At 64.2% G+C, this 17,538-nt stretch carries 17 protein-coding genes and 2 pseudogenes; 8 read left to right on the top strand and 11 right to left on the bottom strand.

Annotation, left to right across the window (positions count from 1 at the left end; all coding sequences use genetic code 11):
* Positions 1-96: 96 nt before the first annotated feature.
* From ACSKB9_RS05975 to ACSKB9_RS05960, 4 genes are all read right to left on the bottom strand, one after another.
* Positions 97-522, bottom strand: coding sequence for an HIT family protein (locus ACSKB9_RS05975; RefSeq protein WP_438071981.1), 426 nt, complete (start codon positions 520-522; stop codon positions 97-99).
* Positions 523-575: 53 nt separating this feature from the next.
* Positions 576-1,826: a GNAT family N-acetyltransferase gene (locus ACSKB9_RS05970; RefSeq protein ID WP_141342746.1), complete on the bottom strand. Its 1,251-nt coding sequence runs from the start codon at positions 1,824-1,826 to the stop codon at positions 576-578.
* A gap of 165 nt (positions 1,827-1,991) precedes the next feature.
* Positions 1,992-2,744, bottom strand: a complete 753-nt coding sequence (locus ACSKB9_RS05965) for a glycerophosphodiester phosphodiesterase (protein ID WP_438071980.1) — start codon at positions 2,742-2,744, stop codon at positions 1,992-1,994.
* 3 nt (positions 2,745-2,747) lie between these two features.
* Complete coding sequence (locus ACSKB9_RS05960; RefSeq protein WP_016845428.1) at positions 2,748-3,215, bottom strand: RidA family protein; 468 nt, start codon at positions 3,213-3,215, stop codon at positions 2,748-2,750.
* A 264-nt stretch (positions 3,216-3,479) separates the two neighbouring features.
* On the opposite strand from ACSKB9_RS05960, the gene ACSKB9_RS05955 reads away from it, so the two are divergent.
* The gene (locus ACSKB9_RS05955) at positions 3,480-4,346 is read left to right on the top strand and encodes a cell envelope integrity EipB family protein (protein ID WP_057020803.1); all 867 of its coding nucleotides are present in this window, start codon (positions 3,480-3,482) and stop codon (positions 4,344-4,346) included.
* A 251-nt stretch (positions 4,347-4,597) separates the two neighbouring features.
* A complete protein-coding gene (locus ACSKB9_RS05950; protein WP_038388572.1) occupies positions 4,598-4,999 on the top strand; it encodes a RidA family protein in 402 nt (133 codons plus the stop codon).
* Positions 5,000-5,163: 164 nt separating this feature from the next.
* Here ACSKB9_RS05950 and ACSKB9_RS05945 read toward each other — a convergent pair whose 3' ends face one another.
* Positions 5,164-6,480, bottom strand: coding sequence for a DNA polymerase IV (locus ACSKB9_RS05945; protein ID WP_438071979.1), 1,317 nt, complete (start codon positions 6,478-6,480; stop codon positions 5,164-5,166).
* Positions 6,459-6,758, bottom strand: coding sequence for a DUF3572 domain-containing protein (locus ACSKB9_RS05940; RefSeq protein WP_076834488.1), 300 nt, complete (start codon positions 6,756-6,758; stop codon positions 6,459-6,461). Before ACSKB9_RS05940 ends, ACSKB9_RS05945 begins: the two co-directional genes overlap by 22 nt.
* A gap of 228 nt (positions 6,759-6,986) precedes the next feature.
* Here ACSKB9_RS05940 and ACSKB9_RS05935 point away from each other — a divergent pair.
* Positions 6,987-7,351 (top strand): annotated as a pseudogene (locus ACSKB9_RS05935) (response regulator).
* Between the two features lie 15 nt (positions 7,352-7,366).
* Positions 7,367-8,740 (top strand): PleD family two-component system response regulator, encoded by a 1,374-nt coding sequence (locus ACSKB9_RS05930; protein ID WP_283071193.1) that lies wholly within the window; start codon positions 7,367-7,369, stop codon positions 8,738-8,740.
* Here the strand turns inward: ACSKB9_RS05930 and ACSKB9_RS05925 are convergent.
* Together ACSKB9_RS05925 and ACSKB9_RS05920 are read right to left on the bottom strand one after the other, a co-directional pair.
* Positions 8,737-9,942, bottom strand: a complete 1,206-nt coding sequence (locus ACSKB9_RS05925) for a serine hydrolase domain-containing protein (protein ID WP_438071978.1) — start codon at positions 9,940-9,942, stop codon at positions 8,737-8,739. The genes ACSKB9_RS05930 and ACSKB9_RS05925 overlap by 4 nt on opposite strands.
* Before the next feature lie 29 nt (positions 9,943-9,971).
* Positions 9,972-10,691, bottom strand: coding sequence for a TetR/AcrR family transcriptional regulator (locus tag ACSKB9_RS05920; RefSeq protein WP_438071977.1), 720 nt, complete (start codon positions 10,689-10,691; stop codon positions 9,972-9,974).
* 133 nt (positions 10,692-10,824) lie between these two features.
* Here ACSKB9_RS05920 and ACSKB9_RS05915 point away from each other — a divergent pair.
* The 4 genes and pseudogenes from ACSKB9_RS05915 (at position 10,825) to ACSKB9_RS05900 (ending at position 15,214) form a co-directional block, all read left to right on the top strand.
* A pseudogene (locus ACSKB9_RS05915) lies at positions 10,825-12,058 on the top strand (MFS transporter).
* Between the two features lie 90 nt (positions 12,059-12,148).
* Positions 12,149-13,110, top strand: a protein-coding gene (locus ACSKB9_RS05910) for an IS630 family transposase (protein ID WP_438071698.1) whose coding sequence is annotated in 2 segments (ribosomal slippage) — positions 12,149-12,488 and positions 12,488-13,110 — 963 coding nt in all. Because the reading frame shifts where the segments join, the coding sequence is not laid out codon by codon here.
* A gap of 505 nt (positions 13,111-13,615) precedes the next feature.
* On the top strand, positions 13,616-15,013 hold the full coding sequence (locus ACSKB9_RS05905; RefSeq protein ID WP_438071976.1) for an ammonium transporter: 1,398 nt from the start codon (positions 13,616-13,618) through the stop codon (positions 15,011-15,013).
* Positions 15,014-15,085: 72 nt separating this feature from the next.
* Positions 15,086-15,214 (top strand): hypothetical protein, encoded by a 129-nt coding sequence (locus ACSKB9_RS05900; RefSeq protein WP_256527872.1) that lies wholly within the window; start codon positions 15,086-15,088, stop codon positions 15,212-15,214.
* Here the strand turns inward: ACSKB9_RS05900 and ACSKB9_RS05895 are convergent.
* The 3 genes from ACSKB9_RS05895 to ACSKB9_RS05885 all read right to left on the bottom strand — a co-directional run bounded on the left by ACSKB9_RS05895 (position 15,211) and on the right by ACSKB9_RS05885 (position 17,473).
* Complete coding sequence (locus tag ACSKB9_RS05895; RefSeq protein WP_076834482.1) at positions 15,211-15,741, bottom strand: hypothetical protein; 531 nt, start codon at positions 15,739-15,741, stop codon at positions 15,211-15,213. The genes ACSKB9_RS05900 and ACSKB9_RS05895 overlap by 4 nt on opposite strands.
* A 109-nt stretch (positions 15,742-15,850) precedes the next feature.
* A complete protein-coding gene (gene rpmG / locus ACSKB9_RS05890) occupies positions 15,851-16,018 on the bottom strand; it encodes a 50S ribosomal protein L33 (protein WP_018271988.1) in 168 nt (55 codons plus the stop codon).
* A 129-nt stretch (positions 16,019-16,147) separates the two neighbouring features.
* Entirely contained in the window at positions 16,148-17,473 is a 1,326-nt protein-coding gene (locus ACSKB9_RS05885) for an LLM class flavin-dependent oxidoreductase (RefSeq protein ID WP_057020797.1), read from the bottom strand.
* Positions 17,474-17,538 lie beyond the last annotated feature (65 nt).

The following is a 17,538-nucleotide window of genomic DNA, read 5'->3' as shown; positions in this document are numbered from 1 at the left end:
AATCTCAACCGTCTCCGGGGCGATGCGAAGCATCGAACCCGGAATCTCGAGATTCCGGGTTCGCGCTCCGCACGCCCCGGAATGACAGCGGTGGGATTACTTCAACGCTGCGCTCAGCTTTGCCGCGCTCGCCTCCAGCACCTTGCCATCTTCCTTGTGGCTCGCAGGCGGCAGCAGTGCGACGCCGTCCTTGCGTGGCATGACGTGCATGTGCAGATGGAATACGACCTGGCCACCGGCGGGCTCGTTGAATTGCTGCACCGTGATGCCGTCGGCTTCGAACGCCTTCATCGCGGCGGCGGCGATCTTGTGCGAGGCGCGCGCGACATGGGCGTAGTCGTCGGGCTTGATGTCGAGGATGTTACGGGCAGGGGCCTTCGGAATGACGAGCGTATGCCCCGGCGAGCGCGGCATGATGTCGAGGAAGGCGAACACGTGCTCGTCTTCATAGACCTTGTAGCAGGGCAGCTCGCCGCGCAGGATCTGTGCGAAGATGTTGTTGCTGTCGTAGGCGGCGGGCATGGTGGCGGCTCCTCGATGATGCTGCTTTTATTGCCTAGGTGGCGGCGGAGACGTCAAGCGTCGTCGTCGACCGTCTTGCGGAACGGGCCGGCCTCGGCGAGCTCACGGCCGACCTCGGCGACATAGTCGCGCTCGCGCTTGAGGTAATCGGCGATCGCCCGGCGCAGTCCGGGGTCGGCGATGAAATGCGCCGAATAGGTGGTCTGCGGCAGGTAGCCGCGCGCCAGCTTGTGCTCGCCCTGCGCGCCGGCCTCGACCACCTTGAGGCCGCGCTGAACCGCGAAATCGATCGCCTGGTAGTAGCAGACCTCGAAATGCAGGAACGGGTGGTGCTCGATCGCGCCCCAGTTGCGGCCGAACAGCGTGTCGGAGCCGATGAAGTTGATCGCACCGGCGATCCAGCGGCCGTTGCGCTTGGCCATCACCAGCAGCACGTCCCGGCTCATCGTCTCGCCGATCAGCGAGAAGAATTCTCGGGTCAGATACGGCCGGCCCCATTTGCGCGAGCCGGTCTCCATGTAGAACTCGAAGAACGCATCCCAGGCGTCCTCGGTGATGTCCGAGCCGGTCAGCCAGTGGATGGTGATCCCGGCGGCGACCGCCTCGCGGCGCTCGCGCTTGATGCCCTTGCGATGGCGGGAGTTCAGCGAACCGAGAAAGTCGTCGAAGGTCTTGTAGCCCTGATTGTGCCAGTGGAACTGCTGGTCGGTCCGCTGCAGGAAACCGTGGGCGCCGAGGAACCTGGCCTCGTCCTCGCGGGCGAACGTCACATGCACGGAGGACGCCTCGGTGGCGTTGCAGAGCGCCCGCAGGCCCCGCGCCAGCGCCGAGCCGATCACCTCGCGGTCGACGCCGTCGCGGATCAACAGCCGCGGCCCGGTCGCGGGCGTGAAGGGGACCGACACCTGAAGCTTCGGGTAATAGCTGCCGCCGGCGCGGTGGTAGGCCTCGGCCCAGCCGCGATCGAACACGTATTCGCCCTGCGAGTGCGATTTCAGATAGCAGGGCACGACGCCGACGATCCGGCCATCGAGCTTCGCGATCAGATGCCGCGGGCCCCAGCCGGTCCGCGGGCAGGCCGACTTGGAGGCTTCGGCGGCGGCAAAAAAGGCGTGGGAAACGAATGGGTTATAGCTCGAACTTGCGGTGGTCTGGCAATCCTTTGCGGAACCGGGCGAGGCCAGCGTGTCGAGGTGATGGATGCTGTCCGCATCCGCCTTGGGATTGGCGCAGGCGTCCCATTCGGCGGCCGGAATGCCGCCGATGTCGGCTACAGCCTCTAGGGTGATTTCAGAAGACGCCATCGAGAATGAAGACCGGTGCCTCGTTTGAGCGTGATCTTTCCGGAACAGCTGGCTCCACTTCCGGATCATGCCCCGCATTGCGCCATCGCCGATGACGACCAACCCTCGCCAACATCGTGCGTCGCAGCGACGAGTTCAAGACTGCAAGGGCATGTCTCGGACATGTCAGGTTCCCGGCACAAACCCCTCGAAAATCATCTGGTCGGCGTAGCGCGCCGCGCGCTCGCGCTGTTCCACCGTCCGCACGGTCCAGGCCAGCAGCGGACAGCCGAACACGTTGCGGGCGATCCACGGCTCCGGCGCCGGCAGCTGGTTGACCCAATAGGCGACGAAATGCGGCTCGGTCGTAAAGCCGTGCCGCAGGTACAGCATGCTGTCGCGTTGCGCCGGCGTCAGCTTGTCCCAATGGCCGTCGTCATAGGTGCGCTGGGCGGTGATGCCGCGCGGCAGGTTCGGCATGATCTCGCGCAGCGCCAGCACCTGGTCGGGATCGAAGGACATGCCGACCACCGGGCCGGAATACGACGCCAGCACCTCGGCCATCCGCCGCACCAGCTTGCGGTCGCCGTCGAAATGGCTCTTCACCTCGACCACCAGCGGCACGCGGCCGGCGACCAGCGCGCAGAGATCGCCGAGCGTCATCATCTGCTCGGCGGTGTCCTTGAACTTGACGGCCTTCAGCTCGGCCGCGGTCCTGGTTGCCAGCAGGCCCGCCTCCTCGGTGAGGCGGCCGAGCGCATCGTCGTGGTGCACCATGGCCTCGCCGTCGGCGGTGAGCTGGATATCGCACTCGATGGCGAAGTTGCCGGCGACCGCGGCGGTGGCCGCGGCCGGCATGTTCTCGATGATACCGCGCGCGGCATCATGCAGGCCGCGATGGGCGACCGGCCGTTTCGTCAGCCAATCAGGAGCGCGCATCGATCAGGCGACTTCGAACACGCCTTCGACTTCGACCGCGGCGTCCGCGGGCAGCGAGGCGACGCCGACGGTGGTGCGGGCATGGCGGCCCTTGTCGCCGAATGCTTCGACCATCAGGTCGGAAGCGCCGTTCAGTACCTTCGGCCCGTCGAAGAAGTCGGGCGCCGAATTGATGAAGCCGCCGAGCCGCACCACGCGCACGACCTTATCGAGGTCGCCGAGCGCGGCCTTGATCTGGGCCAGCAGGTTGATTGCGCAGCCGCGCGCGGCAGCGGCGCCCTGTTCGAGCGTGACGCCGGCGCCGAGCTTGCCCTTGGCGATCAGCTTGCCCTCGGCGTTGAAGCAGACCTGGCCCGACACGAACAGCAGGTTTCCGCTGCGGACGAAGGGGACATAGTTTGCGACCGGGGAGGTCGGCTCCGGAAGTGTGATGCCCTGTGACGCCAGTTTTTGTTCGACGGTACCCGCCATCTTTTGGTCCCCCAATTGGATTGCACGAAGCCTGAAACGCGGTCAGGGCCAAGTTTGTTTCGATTGTTTCGCGCATCGTGCCGCCGGTTGCAAGCGACGGTAAGGTGAGGACAACGCGGCCATGAGGTGCCGAATCGCACGGAAAGCTGCTGAAAATGACGGCATTTTCGCTGCGTACATTGCCATTTTGTCAGACTTGCCCCAGTTGCGGCGCAATACCACCGTCACTATTGTGGCGAATCCCTGCCTCCTTGAGGAAACCATATGACCCTGCCGTTCCGGACTCCGTCGCGTGCCCTGGTGTTTGCGATCGCCGTTGCCGCAGGATCCGGCCTGGTTCAGGGGCCCGCGGTCGCTGCGGCAAGCGGGCCGTTTCTCGCGCATCAGGCGCTCTATGACCTCAGCCTGGTGAAATCGCGCGGCTCCAACTCGGTCAGCGATGCGCGCGGGCGCATCCTCTACAATTTCTCCGGCAACTCCTGCGAAGGCTATACCTCCGAATTCCGCCAGGTGTCCGAGCTCGACAGCGGCGAGGGCAAGGTGACGCTGTCCGATCTTCGCTCCACGTCCTGGGAGGACGCGTCGGGCAAAAGCTACCGCTTCAAGATCGACACGCGGATGAACGACAGCGAATCGTCGCCGGTCGACGGCATCGCCGAGCGGGTCGGCGATCATATCACCGTGAAGCTGACCCAGCCGGTCAAGAAGACGTTCAATATCGACGGCAAGATCGTGTTCCCGACCGAGCAAATCCAGCACATCATCGCTGCCGCCCGCGACGGCAAGTCGGTGCTCGAGCAGACCGTCTATGACGGCTCCGACAACGGCGAGAAGATCTACAACACGCTGACCGTGATCGGCCGGCCGATCACAGGCGACCGCGCGCCGTCATCGCCCGATCCGTCGACGGCGAGCAATGCGATGAAGGCCATGACGCGCTGGCCGGTGACGGTGAGCTATTACGACAGCGACGCGCGCGCGAAGGACGGCGAGCAGACGCCGGTCTACGCGATGTCGTTCGAGCTGTACGAGAACGGCGTCTCCCGTGCGCTGGTGCTGGACTACAACGATTTCGTGATCTCGGGCGCGCTGGACAAGTTCGACGTCAGGGATTCCAAGCCCTGCAAGTGAGGGCTGGCTATTGCCACCCACTCAGCCTCGTCCCGGGCAAGCGAAGCGCGACCCGGGACCCATAACCACAGGGTTGAGTTGTTGAAGGGGGCTGTGGCCCCAACGTCGTGCAACAATCACCTTCGGTGGTTATGGGTCCCGGCTTTCGCCGGGACGACAGCGGAGCAAGCGCCCCCCCAACGACACCGCACTGGCCGTAGCCGTCCGACACGAGTACGCTTCCCAAAACGCACGTGTCAGGGAGGCACCTCATGAGCGAGCTCAACCACCTTCGCCCCAGCGGCCTGCATCACAATCCGGCTTACTCCCACGTCGTCGTCGCCTCCGGCGCGCGCACGATCTACATTTCGGGACAGGTCTCCGTCGACGAGGAGGGCCGCGTGGTCGGCGCCGGCGATCTCGCCGCGCAGACGACGCAGGTGATGCAGAACCTCGGCATGGCGCTGAAGGCCGCCGGAGCCAGCTATTCCAATATCGTGAAGATCACGACCTTCGTCGTCGGCTACAAGCCGGAACTCCGTCCCATCATCGGTAAGGCACGCTCGGCGTTCTTCGAGGGCATGGAGCCGCCGGCCTCTACGCTGGTCGGTGTCACCGCGCTCGCGGCGCCGGAATGGCTGATTGAGATCGAGGCGGTTGCGGTCGCGGATTGAGAAGGGCATCGTGACGCTGAGTACCGTCACCCTGAGGAGCGCGCATCGCGCGCGTCTCGAAGGGCGACGGCCCGAGTCTTTCCGGTCATCCTTCAAGGCTCGCTCCGCTCGCGCCTCCAGCGACAAAGGCGAGGCCTTTGCGCGGGGATGACGTCAACGATGAATTACTCCTCCGCGCTCTTCTGCGGCCCCTCATAGGCAATGCCCCTGATCACGGCGGCATTGCCGAACTTCTTGCGCAGATTGTCCATCGCGCGTTCAGCGTGCGCCGAGCGGCGGTCGAGTATGTCGGAGTCGTTGGCCTGCGCGCCCGGGCGCAGCGCGCTGACGCCGGTGCCCATCAGGCGGAAGGCGGTGCCGTCGATTTCCTTCGCGAGCATCTCGCGCGAGACCGCAAAGATCTTGGCGGCAAGCTGGGTCGGGGTCTGGATCGATTGCGAACGGGTGCGCTGGCGGAAGTCCGCGGTCTTCAGCTTCAGCGTGATGGTGCAGCCTGAGAGTTCGCTGGTCTTCAACCGCGCCGAGACCTTCTCGGACAGTTTCCAGAGCAGTTTCTCCAGCGTTGCGAAGTCGCGGATGTCGGTCTCGAAGGTGGTCTCGCTCGAGATCGTCTTGGCGCCGCGATCGACCACCACGCTGCGGTCGTCGATGCCGCGCGCCAGCCGCCACAGCCGGCGGCCTTCGCTCGCGAACTGCTTCATCAATTCATTCTCGTCGGCGCGCTGCAGGTCGGCGATGACGCGGAAACCGCGCTGCACCAGCTTCTCCTGGGTCGCAGGGCCAACGCCGTAGATGAACCCGACCGGCTTGCTCGCCAGCATCTCGCGCGCCTCGTCCTGGTCGAGCGCGGCAAAGCCCCTCGGCTTGTCGAGGTCGGAAGCGATCTTGGCGAGGAACTTGTTGCAGGACAGCCCGACCGACACCGTGATGCCGATGTCGCGCTCGACATCGCGGGCGAATTTGGCGAGCACCTTGGCCGGGATCATGCCGTGGACGCGCTGCGTGCCGGCGAGATCGAGGAAGGCTTCGTCGATCGACAGCGGCTCGACCAGCGGCGTCAGCGCCTGCATCGCCTGCCGCACCTCGCGCCCGACCCGGACATACTTCGCCATGTCCGGCGGAATCACGGTCGCATCCGGGCAGAGTTCCAGCGCCTTGAACATCGGCATCGCCGAGCGGACGCCATAGGTGCGGGCGATGTAACAGGCGGCCGACACGACGCCGCGCTTGCCGCCGCCGATGATGACCGGGCGGTCGGCGATCTCGGGATTGTCGCGCTTCTCGACGGTGGCATAGAACGCGTCGCAGTCGATGTGCGCCAGCGCCAGCGCGGGCAGGGCGCGATGACGCACCAGCCGCGGCGAGCCGCAATGGCTGCATCGCTTCACCTTGATATCGAGGTCGCCGAGGCAGTCTCGGCAGAAACTGAGGGGGCCGTCGGAAGCTGCCGCTGCCGTCGTCACGGCACGTCGCGCTCCCATTTCGGGTCGCCCAGCGCCTGATGGGCGGCGGCGATATTGGTCGGGTGCAGTTCCGAGGCCCTGGCAAACGCCTTCACGGTGGCGTCGTCGCGCATCACGAAATCGAGCACGCTCGCAAGAAATTGAGGGTTGGACGCGGCGTTCCGCAGCGTCTCTGGACCGATTCCGGTTTCAGCCAGGAACAGGCCCAGCCGCTCGGGATCGCCGGCAATGAAGCCGAGCGCCTGAATCGCAACGATTTCAGCAACTTCCCGGGGGTTGTGAACAGGCTTTTTCAACGCGCCGGTTTGCCTTTCCGTTAACTTATGGTCTCTATTGAGAGGCCCATCATGCCCGAGTCTTCCTCATGTGTTCAAGCAACGGAAACCACGCTGCGGAAGTTGGACTTCGGGTTAACGGGTTAGAGCGATTCTGGCGCTAGTTTGAATTCACATTTTCGACGCGCCCCGAGCGCGGTGCGTGAGGTACCGCAGCCGGGCCCGTCTCCTGGGTTTGGGAGGGACGGGATGGCCAAAACCGTCCTGATCGTGGAGGACAACGAGCTCAACATGAAGCTCTTTCGCGATCTGTTGGAAGCGCACGGCTATCAGACTTCGGGCACCAGCAATGGCTTCGAAGCGCTCGACCTTGTCCGCAAGCTGCGCCCCGACCTGATCCTGATGGATATCCAGCTACCCCAGGTTTCCGGTCTCGAGGTCACGCGCTGGATCAAGGACGATCCCGATCTGCGCGCGATTCCGGTGGTCGCGGTCACCGCCTTCGCCATGAAGGGTGACGAAGAACGCATCCGCGAGGGCGGGTGCGAAGCCTATTGTCCAAGCCGATCTCGGTCGGCAAATTTATTGAGACTGTCCGACGCTTTATCGGATAGGGGAGTTGTGGTGCAATGTCCGCGCGTATCCTCGTGGTCGATGACGTTCCGGCGAACGTCAAGTTGTTGGAAGCCCGTCTGTCAGCCGAATATTTCGATGTGCTGACTGCCTCCAACGGGACCGAGGCACTGGAAATTTGCGCACGCGCCGAATGCGACATCATCCTGCTCGACGTCATGATGCCCGACATGGACGGCTTCGAGGTCTGCCGCCGGCTGAAGTCGAATCCGGCGACCCATTTCATTCCGGTCGTGATCGTCACCGCGCTCGACAGCCCGGCCGATCGCGTGCGCGGCCTTGAAGCCGGCGCCGACGACTTCCTGACCAAGCCGGTGTCCGACGTCGTGCTGATCGCGCGCGTGCGCTCGCTGACGCGGCTGAAGATGATGACCGACGAGTTGCGCATGCGCGCCATCACCTCGCTCGAGATCGGCATGCAGGCGCCCGAGCGCAGCGCGATCGCCGACAAGGGCACTGGCGGCCGCATCCTGCTGGTCGACGACCGGCCGTCGTCCTACGAGAAGCTGGCGCCGATCCTCTCCGCCGAACACACCGTCGACGTCGAGATCAATCCGTCGGAAGCCTTGTTCCACGCTGCCGAGGGCAATTACGACTTGCTGATCGTGTCGCTCAGCCTCGACAATTACGACGGCCTGCGGCTGTGCAGCCAGGCCCGCTCGCTGGAGCGCACGCGCCAGGTCCCGATCCTCGCCATCTCGGATGCCGACAACAACACGCGGCTCATGCGCGGGCTCGAGATCGGCGTCAACGACTACCTGCTGCGTCCGGTCGACAAGAACGAGCTGTTGGCGCGTGCGCGCACGCAGATCCGCCGCCGCCGCTACACCGATCATCTGCGCGACAATGTGCAGAACTCGATCGAGATGGCGATCACGGATGCGCTGACCGGTCTCAATAACCGACGCTACATGGAAAGCCATCTCGCGACGCTGGCGGAGCAGGCCTCGATCCGCGGCAAGCCGCTGGCGCTGATGATCCTCGACATCGACTACTTCAAGGCGATCAACGACACCTACGGCCACGATGCCGGCGACGACGTGCTGCGCGAATTCGCCGTCCGTATCCGCAAGTCGATCCGCGGCATCGATCTGGCTTGCCGCTATGGCGGCGAGGAGTTCGTCATCGTGATGCCCGAGACCGACCTGCATGTCGCCGGCATGGTCGCCGAGCGGCTGCGCCGCTCGATCGCGGGCGAGCCCTTCACCGTCGACAAGGGCGGCAAGCGGATCACCGTCACGATCTCGATCGGTCTCACCACGCTGGAGCGCAAGGGCGAGCAGGTCGCCGATGTGCTCAAGCGCGCCGACACCGCGCTCTATCGCGCCAAGCACGACGGCCGCAACCGCGTGGTGTCGGCCGCGGCCTAACGCCCGCGCTTCACCGCGTCATAGGCCATCCGCTTGAACTCGAACGAGAACGGATGGACGAACGCCATCTGGCGCTGCGCCATCATCACGCCGGCGATGCCCGTTTTGGGCGAGATCCACCACTGCGTGCCTGCGACGCCGCCCCAATAGAGCTCGCCGGCGGCGTCGGGATGATCGATCGGGGAGGGGTTGAGGATCAATCCGCCGGCGAGGCCGTAGGTCTTGCCGGGCTGTTCGCCCATCATCGCAAAGCGGATCCATTGGCCCGGCGTGAGCTGGTTGGTCATCGCCTCGGCGATCGTCTCCGGCTTCAGCAGTGTCGGACCGCCGGGCAGCAGGCTGCGGATCAGTGCGACCATGTCATGCATCGTCGAGACGAGGCCGCCGCCGCCATTGAAGCGCGGCACCGGCCGCAAATAAGCGCCCGGATAGGGCGCGTTGTCGGTGCGTGTCAGGCCCGGCTTCATCGGATCCATCAGATCGGCGCCGGCGTAATAGGCGACGAGCCGGTTGTGGTCCTTCTCCGGAACATGGAAGCCGGTGTCGACCATGCCGAGCGGATCGAGGATGCGCGCCTTGACGAACTTGTCGAACGGCTGGCCGCTCACCACCTCGACCAGTCGTGCGACCACGTCGATGGCAACGGAATATTCCCACGATGAGCCGGGCTGGAACACCAGCGGCAAATCGGACAGACCGTCGACCATGTCGGCGAGCGTCGTCATCGGATTGAGGATCTTGCGCTCGTTGTAGGCCTTGAAGATCGGTGTGCTCGGATCGAACAGGCCGTAGCTGAGGCCGGCCGAGTGACTCAGCAGATGGCGAATGGTGATCGACTGCTGCGCCGGCTCAGTGTCGTCGATCGACGTCGCGCCCGACCGCAGCACCTTCCGGTTTCTGAGTTGCGGGATGAAGGTCTCGATCGGATCGTCGAGCCGGAAGCGGCCTTCCTCGACCAGCAGCAGCGCCGCGCAGGAGGTGATCAGCTTGGTGTTGGAGAAGACGCGGAAGATGTGATCGGTGCGCAACGGAATCTGCGCTTCCTTGTCGGCCCATCCGACGCAGCCCGTGTCAGCGATGTCGCGCCCGACCAGAACCGTCCAGGAGATGCCGGACAGGAGATCGTTGTCGATGTAGCGCTGCATGGCCGCGCGCGCCGGCGCGAAATCATAGCCGGTGGCCGTCACCTTCAGATCTTCCATGGTCGTTTCCCTGTTGTGCCGCAAGTCTTCTAAGTAGCAGGTCTTCGCGCGGTCGCTGCCAATCTCGCCGGACGGAATATCCAGCCGGGAATGCCGTGGCCTGCGGTCGGTGTTAACAACCAAACCTGACTTCCGCACGCAACCGGATTTATCCGGCGCGTTTCTTGCCGCCGGGCGGGGCTGCCGACCTTGACGCCTGCATTTGCCAGCAACACGCGCGCGGCTTCCTTGGCCGCGCGCGCCATCGCCGGATCGTCGCGCACCAGATCCTGCGCGATCGAGCCATCGACCAGCAGCGTGAGCTGGGTCGCAAGTCCCTCGGCATCGGCGACGCCGAGCCGCCGCAGCAGATCGCGAAACCAGAGCCGGCGGCTTTCCTTGAAGGCGATTGCGATGTTCCTGAAGGTGCGATCCTCGTCCTCCGGCCCGAGCTCGGCCACCGCGTTCACGAACGGGCAGCCGCGAAAGTCCTTCGCCGAGAAGCGCCGCTCCAGCGAATCGAAGGTTGCGAGAATCTGCTCGGCCGGCGGCTTGTCGGAGGGACGCGGCTGCACGAAGCGGCGTTGCAGATAGGCTTCTATCAGCGCGTCCTTCGACGGGAAGTGGTTGTAGAGCGTGCGCTTGCTGATGCCGATCTCGGCCGCGATGGTGTCGACGCCGATGGCGCGAATGCCCTGCAGGTAGAAGAGCTTGTCGGCGGTCTCGAGGATCCGCTCCTTCATGGTCTGTTTGGGAGGCGGGGAAGCCATGCGCCAGCCGTGATCCTCTTCGCTTGACAGTCAGCCCCCTGTATAGCCTAACTACACAGGTCTGTGTAACCAAAACATGCATGAATCGCAGGCCATGGCACGCGTGCCGTGCCGTTATGGGAGAATAAGAACAATGCCCCTGTTGCAGGTCCTGCGTCCCACCCTTCCCATCCTGATCGGCGCCTCCATCATGCTCACGCTGAGCATGGGGCTGCGGCAGAGCCTCGGCATCTTCATGCAGCCGCTGACGCACGACATCGGCATCTCGATATCCCACTTCACGCTGGCGCTCGCGGTGCAGAACCTCGCCTGGGGTTTTCTGCAGCCGGTCGCCGGCGCGATGACGGTGCGTTACGGCTTTCGCCCGATCATGGTGGTCGGCGCGCTGGCCTACATCGCGGGCCTCGTGCTGATGACGACGGCGCATGGGCTCGTTGCCATCATGATCGGCGCCGGTGTCCTGATCGGCCTTTCGCTCGCCTGCACCGCGAATGCGATCGCAATGTCGGTCTCGGCGCGCGCGGTGCCGGAGACGGTACGCTCGACAGTGCTCGGCATGGTCTCCGCCGCGGGCTCGCTCGGCGCGCTGCTGTCGGCGCCGATCGGCCAGATGCTCAATGAGGGTTTCGGTTGGCGCGTCGGACTTGCCGGCTTTGTCATTCTCTCGATCTTCATGATCCCGGCGGCGTTGTACGCCGGGCGCGTCGACAAGATTCCGCTGCCGAAGCCCGCTGGCGACGACATCGGCAACGCCACCGCGGCGACGGCGGCGAAGACCGCGTTCGGCAACGCAGCCTTCGTGGTGATGACCTGCGCCTACATGGTCTGCGGCATGCAGCTCGTCTTCCTCACCACGCATCTGCCGTCGTATCTCGCGATCTGCGGGCTCGATCCGATGCTGAGCGCGCAGACGCTCGGCATGATCGGCGGCTTCAATGTGCTGGGCTCGCTGTTCTTCGGCTGGGCCGGCCAGCGCTGGAACAAGCTGGCGCTGCTCGGCGCGATCTACATCCTGCGCTCGCTGGCGCTCGCCTGGTACTTCATGCTGCCGGCAACGCCCGGCTCGACGCTGCTGTTCGGCGCGATCATGGGCTTCCTCTGGATGGGTGTCGGTCCGCTGGTCGCGGGCGCGGTGGCCGAGATGTTCGGCTTGCGCTGGCAGGCGATGATCCAGGGCCTCGCCTTCATGAGCCACCAGGTCGGCAGCTTCCTCGGCGCTTACGGAGGAGGGCTGATCTACGACTTCGCTCGGCTCCTACACCATGGCCTGGCGCATCGGCGTCGCGCTGGGCCTTGCCGGCGGCATCATCCAGCTCGCCTTCGCGCTGATCCGGCCGGCGCAGCCGCCGCTGCTCAAGGCCGCTTAGAGCGTTGGCCGATCTGACTGAATCGTTGGGGATTCACAAATCAGCGTTTTGGTGATTCAAGCTGGTCGCCGGAGCTGGAGGCCGGCGGGCATGGCGAAACCGCTGTCGATGGATCTTCGCGAACGTGTGCTTGCCTGTATTGAGAGTGGCATTTCAGGCCGGCAGGCTGCCGAGCGATTTGGCGTCAGCGCGGCAAGCGTAAGCCGCTGGCGAACGCGCGAGCGGGAGCAAGGCGATGCCCAGCCGAGGGCTCAGGGCGGCGACCGCAAGTCCCACCGGATTGATACTCATCAGGCGACGATCATGGCTCTGCTCGAGACGGCGCCGGATATCACTATCGAGGAATTGCGTGACGGCTTGAGCAAACAAGGCCTGTCCTTTGGCTATGGCACGATCCGCCGCTTCTTCGAGCGCCACAAGATCACGCGTAAAAAAAGACCGCCCATGCCTCAGAGCAGGATCGCCCGGACGTCTTGAAGCGACGCGAGGCCTGGCGCGAGAGCCAGGGCAAGCTCGACCGGGATCGGCTCGTCTTCATCGACGAGACCTGGGCGTCGACCAACATGGCGCGAACCCATGGCCGCTGCCAGCGCGGAGAACGTCTGCGGGCCAGCGTTCCTCACGGCCACTGGAAAACAACTACCTGCGTAGCCGCTCTAACCACACGCGGCATCATCGCGCCCTGGGTGCTCGATGGCCCCATCAACCGCAACGCCTTTGAGACCTATGTCGAAAAGGTGCTCATTCCTGAGCTGCCAGACCACGCCATCGTCATCATGGACAACCTCTCCAGCCACAAAGGGCCCCGCATACGTGAGATGATCGAGGCGGCCGGCGCTACGCTTCTCTATCTTCCGCCCTACAGTCCCGACCTCAATCCGATCGAGAATGCCTTCGCCAAGCTCAAAGCAAATCTGCGGAAGGCCGCCGAACGCACCGTCGGCGGCCTTTGGGATGCTGTCGGGCGCATCATCGACACCTACACGCCCACGGAATCCACAAACTACTTCATCGCCGCGGGCTACTTGCAACCTGATCGGCTAACGCTCTAGCTTTCAGAATTCCTGCGAAGCTGGCGGCTGCTCCTTGCGAGGGCAGTCGCCAGATGCTGCCTAGTTTTTGACCGGCCACTTGCCGCAAGAGCGTGCAATGGAGCGCGATGCTGTTCCGGCCGCGGATCGAAGCGATAGCGTTTTCAAAGTGTTACGCGGCGCGCAGTGGTGGCACGAATCTTGTTTCAATTTGGCTAGAAATCGTGCCGGAAACCCTCACTGAGGGTTCCGGCCTGGGGACTTTGGGAAGGGCTGGCCGCGATGGGGCTAGTCGCCGTCATTCTCCAGCCATCCGCGCACCACGGCCTTTGCCGCGCCGCCGAGCAGGAGGCCCTTGTGCCCTGCGTCGGGCCCGATGCCGCTGCGACTTCGCTGCATCCCGCCACCCGCACTGCGGCACTTCGAGACATCCCGATAGCCGGACGCGCGCTGTCCTTCGGCGCTCACGCTGCGAACGCGCCGCGCCCATTCCGAACGCCAGCATTTCTCTTGTGATGGGAGGTCGATGATGGAGTTTGCGACACACACGCGCCAGAAGCTCGTGAGAATCGTGGTTGCCTTGTTGGGCGTGGCGTTCCTTTGCCTGCTGTTCAACGATCTCGCGCTGGCCGAGGATGCGGCGGCGCCGCCTGCCTGTGGCGGCAAGATTCTCGAGAAGTGCACGCCGAATTCCGGCGACACCGCCTGGATGCTCACGTCAGTCGCGCTCGTCCTGATGATGACGATCCCGGGGCTCGGCCTGTTCTATGGCGGCATGGTGCGCAAGAAGAATGTCGGCGATACCGTGATGACCAGCTTCGCGGTCACCTGCCTAGTCACGATCCTGTTTGCCGTCCTTACCTACAGTCTGGCGTTTCGTGCCGGCACGCCGTTCATCGGCGGCCTCGATCGCCTGTTCCTCAAGGACATCCTGAGCGACATCGGCAAGGGAGGCATCGGCAATCCCAATCCGCTCGCTGCGACGATCCCCGAGTCCGTTTACATCTGCTTCCAGATGACGTTCGCCATCATCACGCCGGCGCTGATTGCCGGCGCGTTTGCCGAGCGGATGAAGTTCTCCGCGATGCTCTGGTTCATCGGGCTGTGGGCGATCTTCGTCTATGCGCCGATCGCGCACTGGGTCTGGGGCCCTGACGGCATATTCTCGGCCGGCAACGACGCTGCGTATGTCAAGGTTCTCGATTTCGCCGGCGGCACCGTTGTGCACATCAACGCCGGCGTCGCGGGCCTGATGTGCGCCATCATGCTCGGCAAGCGCGTCGAGACGGGGCCGGCGCACAATATGGTGCTGACCTTCATTGGCGCCTCGCTGTTGTGGGTCGGCTGGTTCGGGTTCAACGCCGGCTCCGCTGTCACGGCCGGAATGCAGGCGGGCATGGCCATGCTGGTGACTCAGATCGCCACGGCGGTGGCGGGCTTCACCTGGATGCTGGTGGAATGGGCGTTGAAGGGCAAGCCGACCGTCGTCGGAATCTGCTCGGGTGCCGTGGCGGGCCTCGTCGCGATCACGCCGGCCTCCGGTTTCGTCGGGCCGGTCGGCGCTTTCGCGATCGGCATCGCCGCCGGCGTCTGCTGCTACTGGGGATGCACCGGCTTGAAGCGCATGTTCAGCTACGATGATGCGCTGGACTGCTTCGGTGTCCATGCCCTTGGCGGCATCGTCGGGGCGCTGCTGACCGGGGTGTTCGCGGTCGAGCAGTATGGCGGAACGGCAGGTGTTCTGGAAGGAAATCCCGGGCAGTTCCTCAATCAATGCATCGGCGTTGCGACGGTTTTCGTGTATGATGCCGTGGTGAGCCTGATCATCCTGTTCGTGATCAATCTCTTCGTCGGGCTTCGCGTGACGCGGGACATCGAGCGCGAAGGGTTGGATTTGGCACTGCACGGCGAGGTCGTGCAGTAGACTTTGGCGGCATTCCGCGCAGCTGGCGATCTTCGCCCGCTGGCGCGGATTTAAGCTGTTCGAGGTGATCCGATGAACTGGTTCTATTGGAACACAGCGTGGTCGCTGTTCTTCAGCCTCATTTGGTTCATGACGATCACACACAATCCGGATGCAGAGATCGCAGACGCGCATCTGCGTGACGAGGCGTTCAAGGGTTAGCTCCGGTAGTAACGCCACATCCTGAGGAACGTCCGGTGGATCTCGTCGGGGGTCCGGTCGAATGGCTCCAGATTGACGCGGACTACGCCACGATGGTCCATGCGCCACGGCAGGCGCATCAACAGCCGGTAGGCCGGCCGCTTGCGCCAATCGGCCACCAGCGCGCTGCCGAGCGGTCCGTTAAGCGCGATCTGCAACTCGTGAACCGTCATCGCGCGCTCAGCGATCTCGACGAGGTCGATGCGCGTGATGGCGCGCCAGCGGATCAGCCCGAAGGCCTGGATGAAGATGCCGTACTGGTTGGCCCCGATCGTCGGACGACCAGCCTCCAGCAGGGGGATGTTGTAATAGGTGAAGCCGCCCGCTGCCGCTGCCGGCGCCAGCCAATAGATCGCGCCCGTGATCCAGGTCGCGGTCAGGAAGATCGCGGCGAGGGCTGCCGTGACATAGACCGGAAAGTAGATGTCCTCGCGGCCGTAAGCGACCGAGTAGCCGCCGACGTTTCCCTCGTCCAAGGTTGCGATCATCTGAGCCCTGCGCCCGGGACTGCTCCGGGAATCATGAGGGATGACGCAAGCCTAGAAAGCAAAAACGGGGCCGCGAGGGCCCCGTTTGAAACGTCGGAAGCTGCAGATCTTACTTGATCTTGGCTTCCTTGAACTCGACGTGCTTGCGCGCGACCGGATCGTACTTCTTCTTGACCAGCTTGTCCGTCATGGTGCGCGAATTCTTCTTGGCAACGTAATAGAAGCCGGTGTCGGCCGTCGACACGAGCTTGACCTTGATGGTGACCGCCTTGGCCATGTGCAAAACCTCGAAAATCGGGGGAATTCGGGAGCCGGCCAAATCGGCCCGCGTTTGGCCGGGAAACTAGCCAGAAACAGCCCAAAGTCAAGGATTTCTGAGCCAAGATCACCCCGATTCCGGGCCTAATTACCCCTCGAAGAACTGATTTTTCGGCCGCGGCAGGCCCAAATTCTCGCGCAAGGTCCGCCCCTCATACTCTGTGCGGAAAATCCCGCGCTTTTGCAGTTCCGGCACCACCTTATCGACGAACTCGAACAGGCCCTGCGGCAGATAGGGGAACATGATGTTGAAGCCGTCGCTGCCCCGGCCGGTCAGCCATTCCTCCATCTGGTCGGCGATGGTCTGCGGCGTGCCGACGAAGGCGAGCCCGCCATAGCCGCCGACGCGCTGCGCGAGCTGGCGCACGGTGAGCTTGTCGCGCGCCGCGACATCGACGAGGCGCTGCCGGCCGCTTTTGCTTGCATTGGTTTCGGGGATCGGCGGCAACTGTCCGTCGGGATCGAAGCCGGACGCATCGGTGCCGAGGATCACCGACAGCGAGGCGATCGCGCTGTCGTAATGCACGCGGCTGTCGAGCAGCGCGCGCTTCTCTTTTGCTTCTTCGACGCTGTCACCGACCACGACGAAGGCGCCGGGCAGGATCTTCAGATGCTCGGGATCGCGGCCGATCTTCTCCATGCGGCCCTTGATGTCGGCATAGAGCTTCTGTCCGTCGGCCAGGCTGCCGCCGCCGGTGAACACGGCTTCCGCGGTCTCGGCCGCAAGCTGCCTGCCGTCATCGGAAGCGCCGGCCTGCACGATGACAGGCCAGCCCTGCACGGGGCGGGCGATGTTCAGCGGACCGCGGACCGAGAGATATTTGCCCTTATGATTGAGCACATGCATCTTGTCGGGATCGACGAACAGTCCGGACTCGACGTCGCGCACGAACGCGTCATCGGCGAAGGAATCCCACAGGCCGGTGACGACATCGTAGAACTCGCGGGCGCGCTTGTAGCGCTCGGCGTGCTCCATATGGTCGTCGAGCCCGAAATTCAGCGCCGCGTCCGGATTGGACGTGGTGACGATATTCCAGCCGGCGCGGCCGCCGGAGATGTGGTCGAGCGAGGCGAAGCGCCGCGCGACGTGATAGGGCTCGTCGAAGGTGGTCGAACCGGTCGCGATCAGGCCGATATTCTCCGTCACGGCGGCGAGCGCCGATAGCAGCGTGAACGGCTCGAACGAGGTCACGGTGTGGCTGCGCTTCAGCGCGTTGATCGGCATGTTCAGCACGGCAAGATGGTCGGCCATGAAGAAGGCGTCGAATTTGCCGGCCTCGAGCTTGCGGATCAGCGTCTTGATGTGGTCGAAGTTGAAATTGGCGTCGGGCCAGGCCCCGGGATAGCGCCAGGCACCGGTGTGAATGCTGATCGGCCGCATGAACGCGCCGAGCTTGAGTTGACGCTTCGCCATTGCCCCGTTCCGTTCTTGATGTCGTTAGCGGAACAGATAGGGAGGCGTTTCGCGGTGCGCCATCC

Origin of the sequence: Bradyrhizobium sp. BR 1433 (assembly GCF_051547665.1) — a bacterium.
GTDB lineage: Bacteria > Pseudomonadota > Alphaproteobacteria > Rhizobiales > Xanthobacteraceae > Bradyrhizobium > Bradyrhizobium australafricanum.
The sequence above is the reverse complement of the archived record's forward strand: the minus strand, read 5'-3'. Positions and strand labels throughout refer to the sequence as shown.

What these genes read in the sequence shown, in the direction of transcription:
- ACSKB9_RS05975 (WP_438071981.1), bottom strand. Translation starts at nt 522, where the DNA reads ATGCCCGCCGCCTACGACAGCAACAACATCTTCGCACAGATCCTGCGC.
- ACSKB9_RS05970 (WP_141342746.1), bottom strand. Translation starts at nt 1,826, where the DNA reads ATGGCGTCTTCTGAAATCACCCTAGAGGCTGTAGCCGACATCGGCGGC.
- ACSKB9_RS05965 (WP_438071980.1), bottom strand. Translation starts at nt 2,744, where the DNA reads ATGCGCGCTCCTGATTGGCTGACGAAACGGCCGGTCGCCCATCGCGGC.
- ACSKB9_RS05960 (WP_016845428.1), bottom strand. Translation starts at nt 3,215, where the DNA reads ATGGCGGGTACCGTCGAACAAAAACTGGCGTCACAGGGCATCACACTT.
- ACSKB9_RS05955 (WP_057020803.1), top strand. Translation starts at nt 3,480, where the DNA reads ATGACCCTGCCGTTCCGGACTCCGTCGCGTGCCCTGGTGTTTGCGATC.
- ACSKB9_RS05950 (WP_038388572.1), top strand. Translation starts at nt 4,598, where the DNA reads ATGAGCGAGCTCAACCACCTTCGCCCCAGCGGCCTGCATCACAATCCG.
- ACSKB9_RS05945 (WP_438071979.1), bottom strand. Translation starts at nt 6,480, where the DNA reads ATGGGAGCGCGACGTGCCGTGACGACGGCAGCGGCAGCTTCCGACGGC.
- ACSKB9_RS05930 (WP_283071193.1), top strand. Translation starts at nt 7,367, where the DNA reads ATGTCCGCGCGTATCCTCGTGGTCGATGACGTTCCGGCGAACGTCAAG.
- ACSKB9_RS05925 (WP_438071978.1), bottom strand. Translation starts at nt 9,942, where the DNA reads ATGGAAGATCTGAAGGTGACGGCCACCGGCTATGATTTCGCGCCGGCG.
- ACSKB9_RS05920 (WP_438071977.1), bottom strand. Translation starts at nt 10,691, where the DNA reads ATGGCTTCCCCGCCTCCCAAACAGACCATGAAGGAGCGGATCCTCGAG.
- ACSKB9_RS05905 (WP_438071976.1), top strand. Translation starts at nt 13,616, where the DNA reads ATGATGGAGTTTGCGACACACACGCGCCAGAAGCTCGTGAGAATCGTG.
- ACSKB9_RS05900 (WP_256527872.1), top strand. Translation starts at nt 15,086, where the DNA reads ATGAACTGGTTCTATTGGAACACAGCGTGGTCGCTGTTCTTCAGCCTC.
- ACSKB9_RS05895 (WP_076834482.1), bottom strand. Translation starts at nt 15,741, where the DNA reads ATGATCGCAACCTTGGACGAGGGAAACGTCGGCGGCTACTCGGTCGCT.
- rpmG (WP_018271988.1), bottom strand. Translation starts at nt 16,018, where the DNA reads ATGGCCAAGGCGGTCACCATCAAGGTCAAGCTCGTGTCGACGGCCGAC.
- ACSKB9_RS05885 (WP_057020797.1), bottom strand. Translation starts at nt 17,473, where the DNA reads ATGGCGAAGCGTCAACTCAAGCTCGGCGCGTTCATGCGGCCGATCAGC.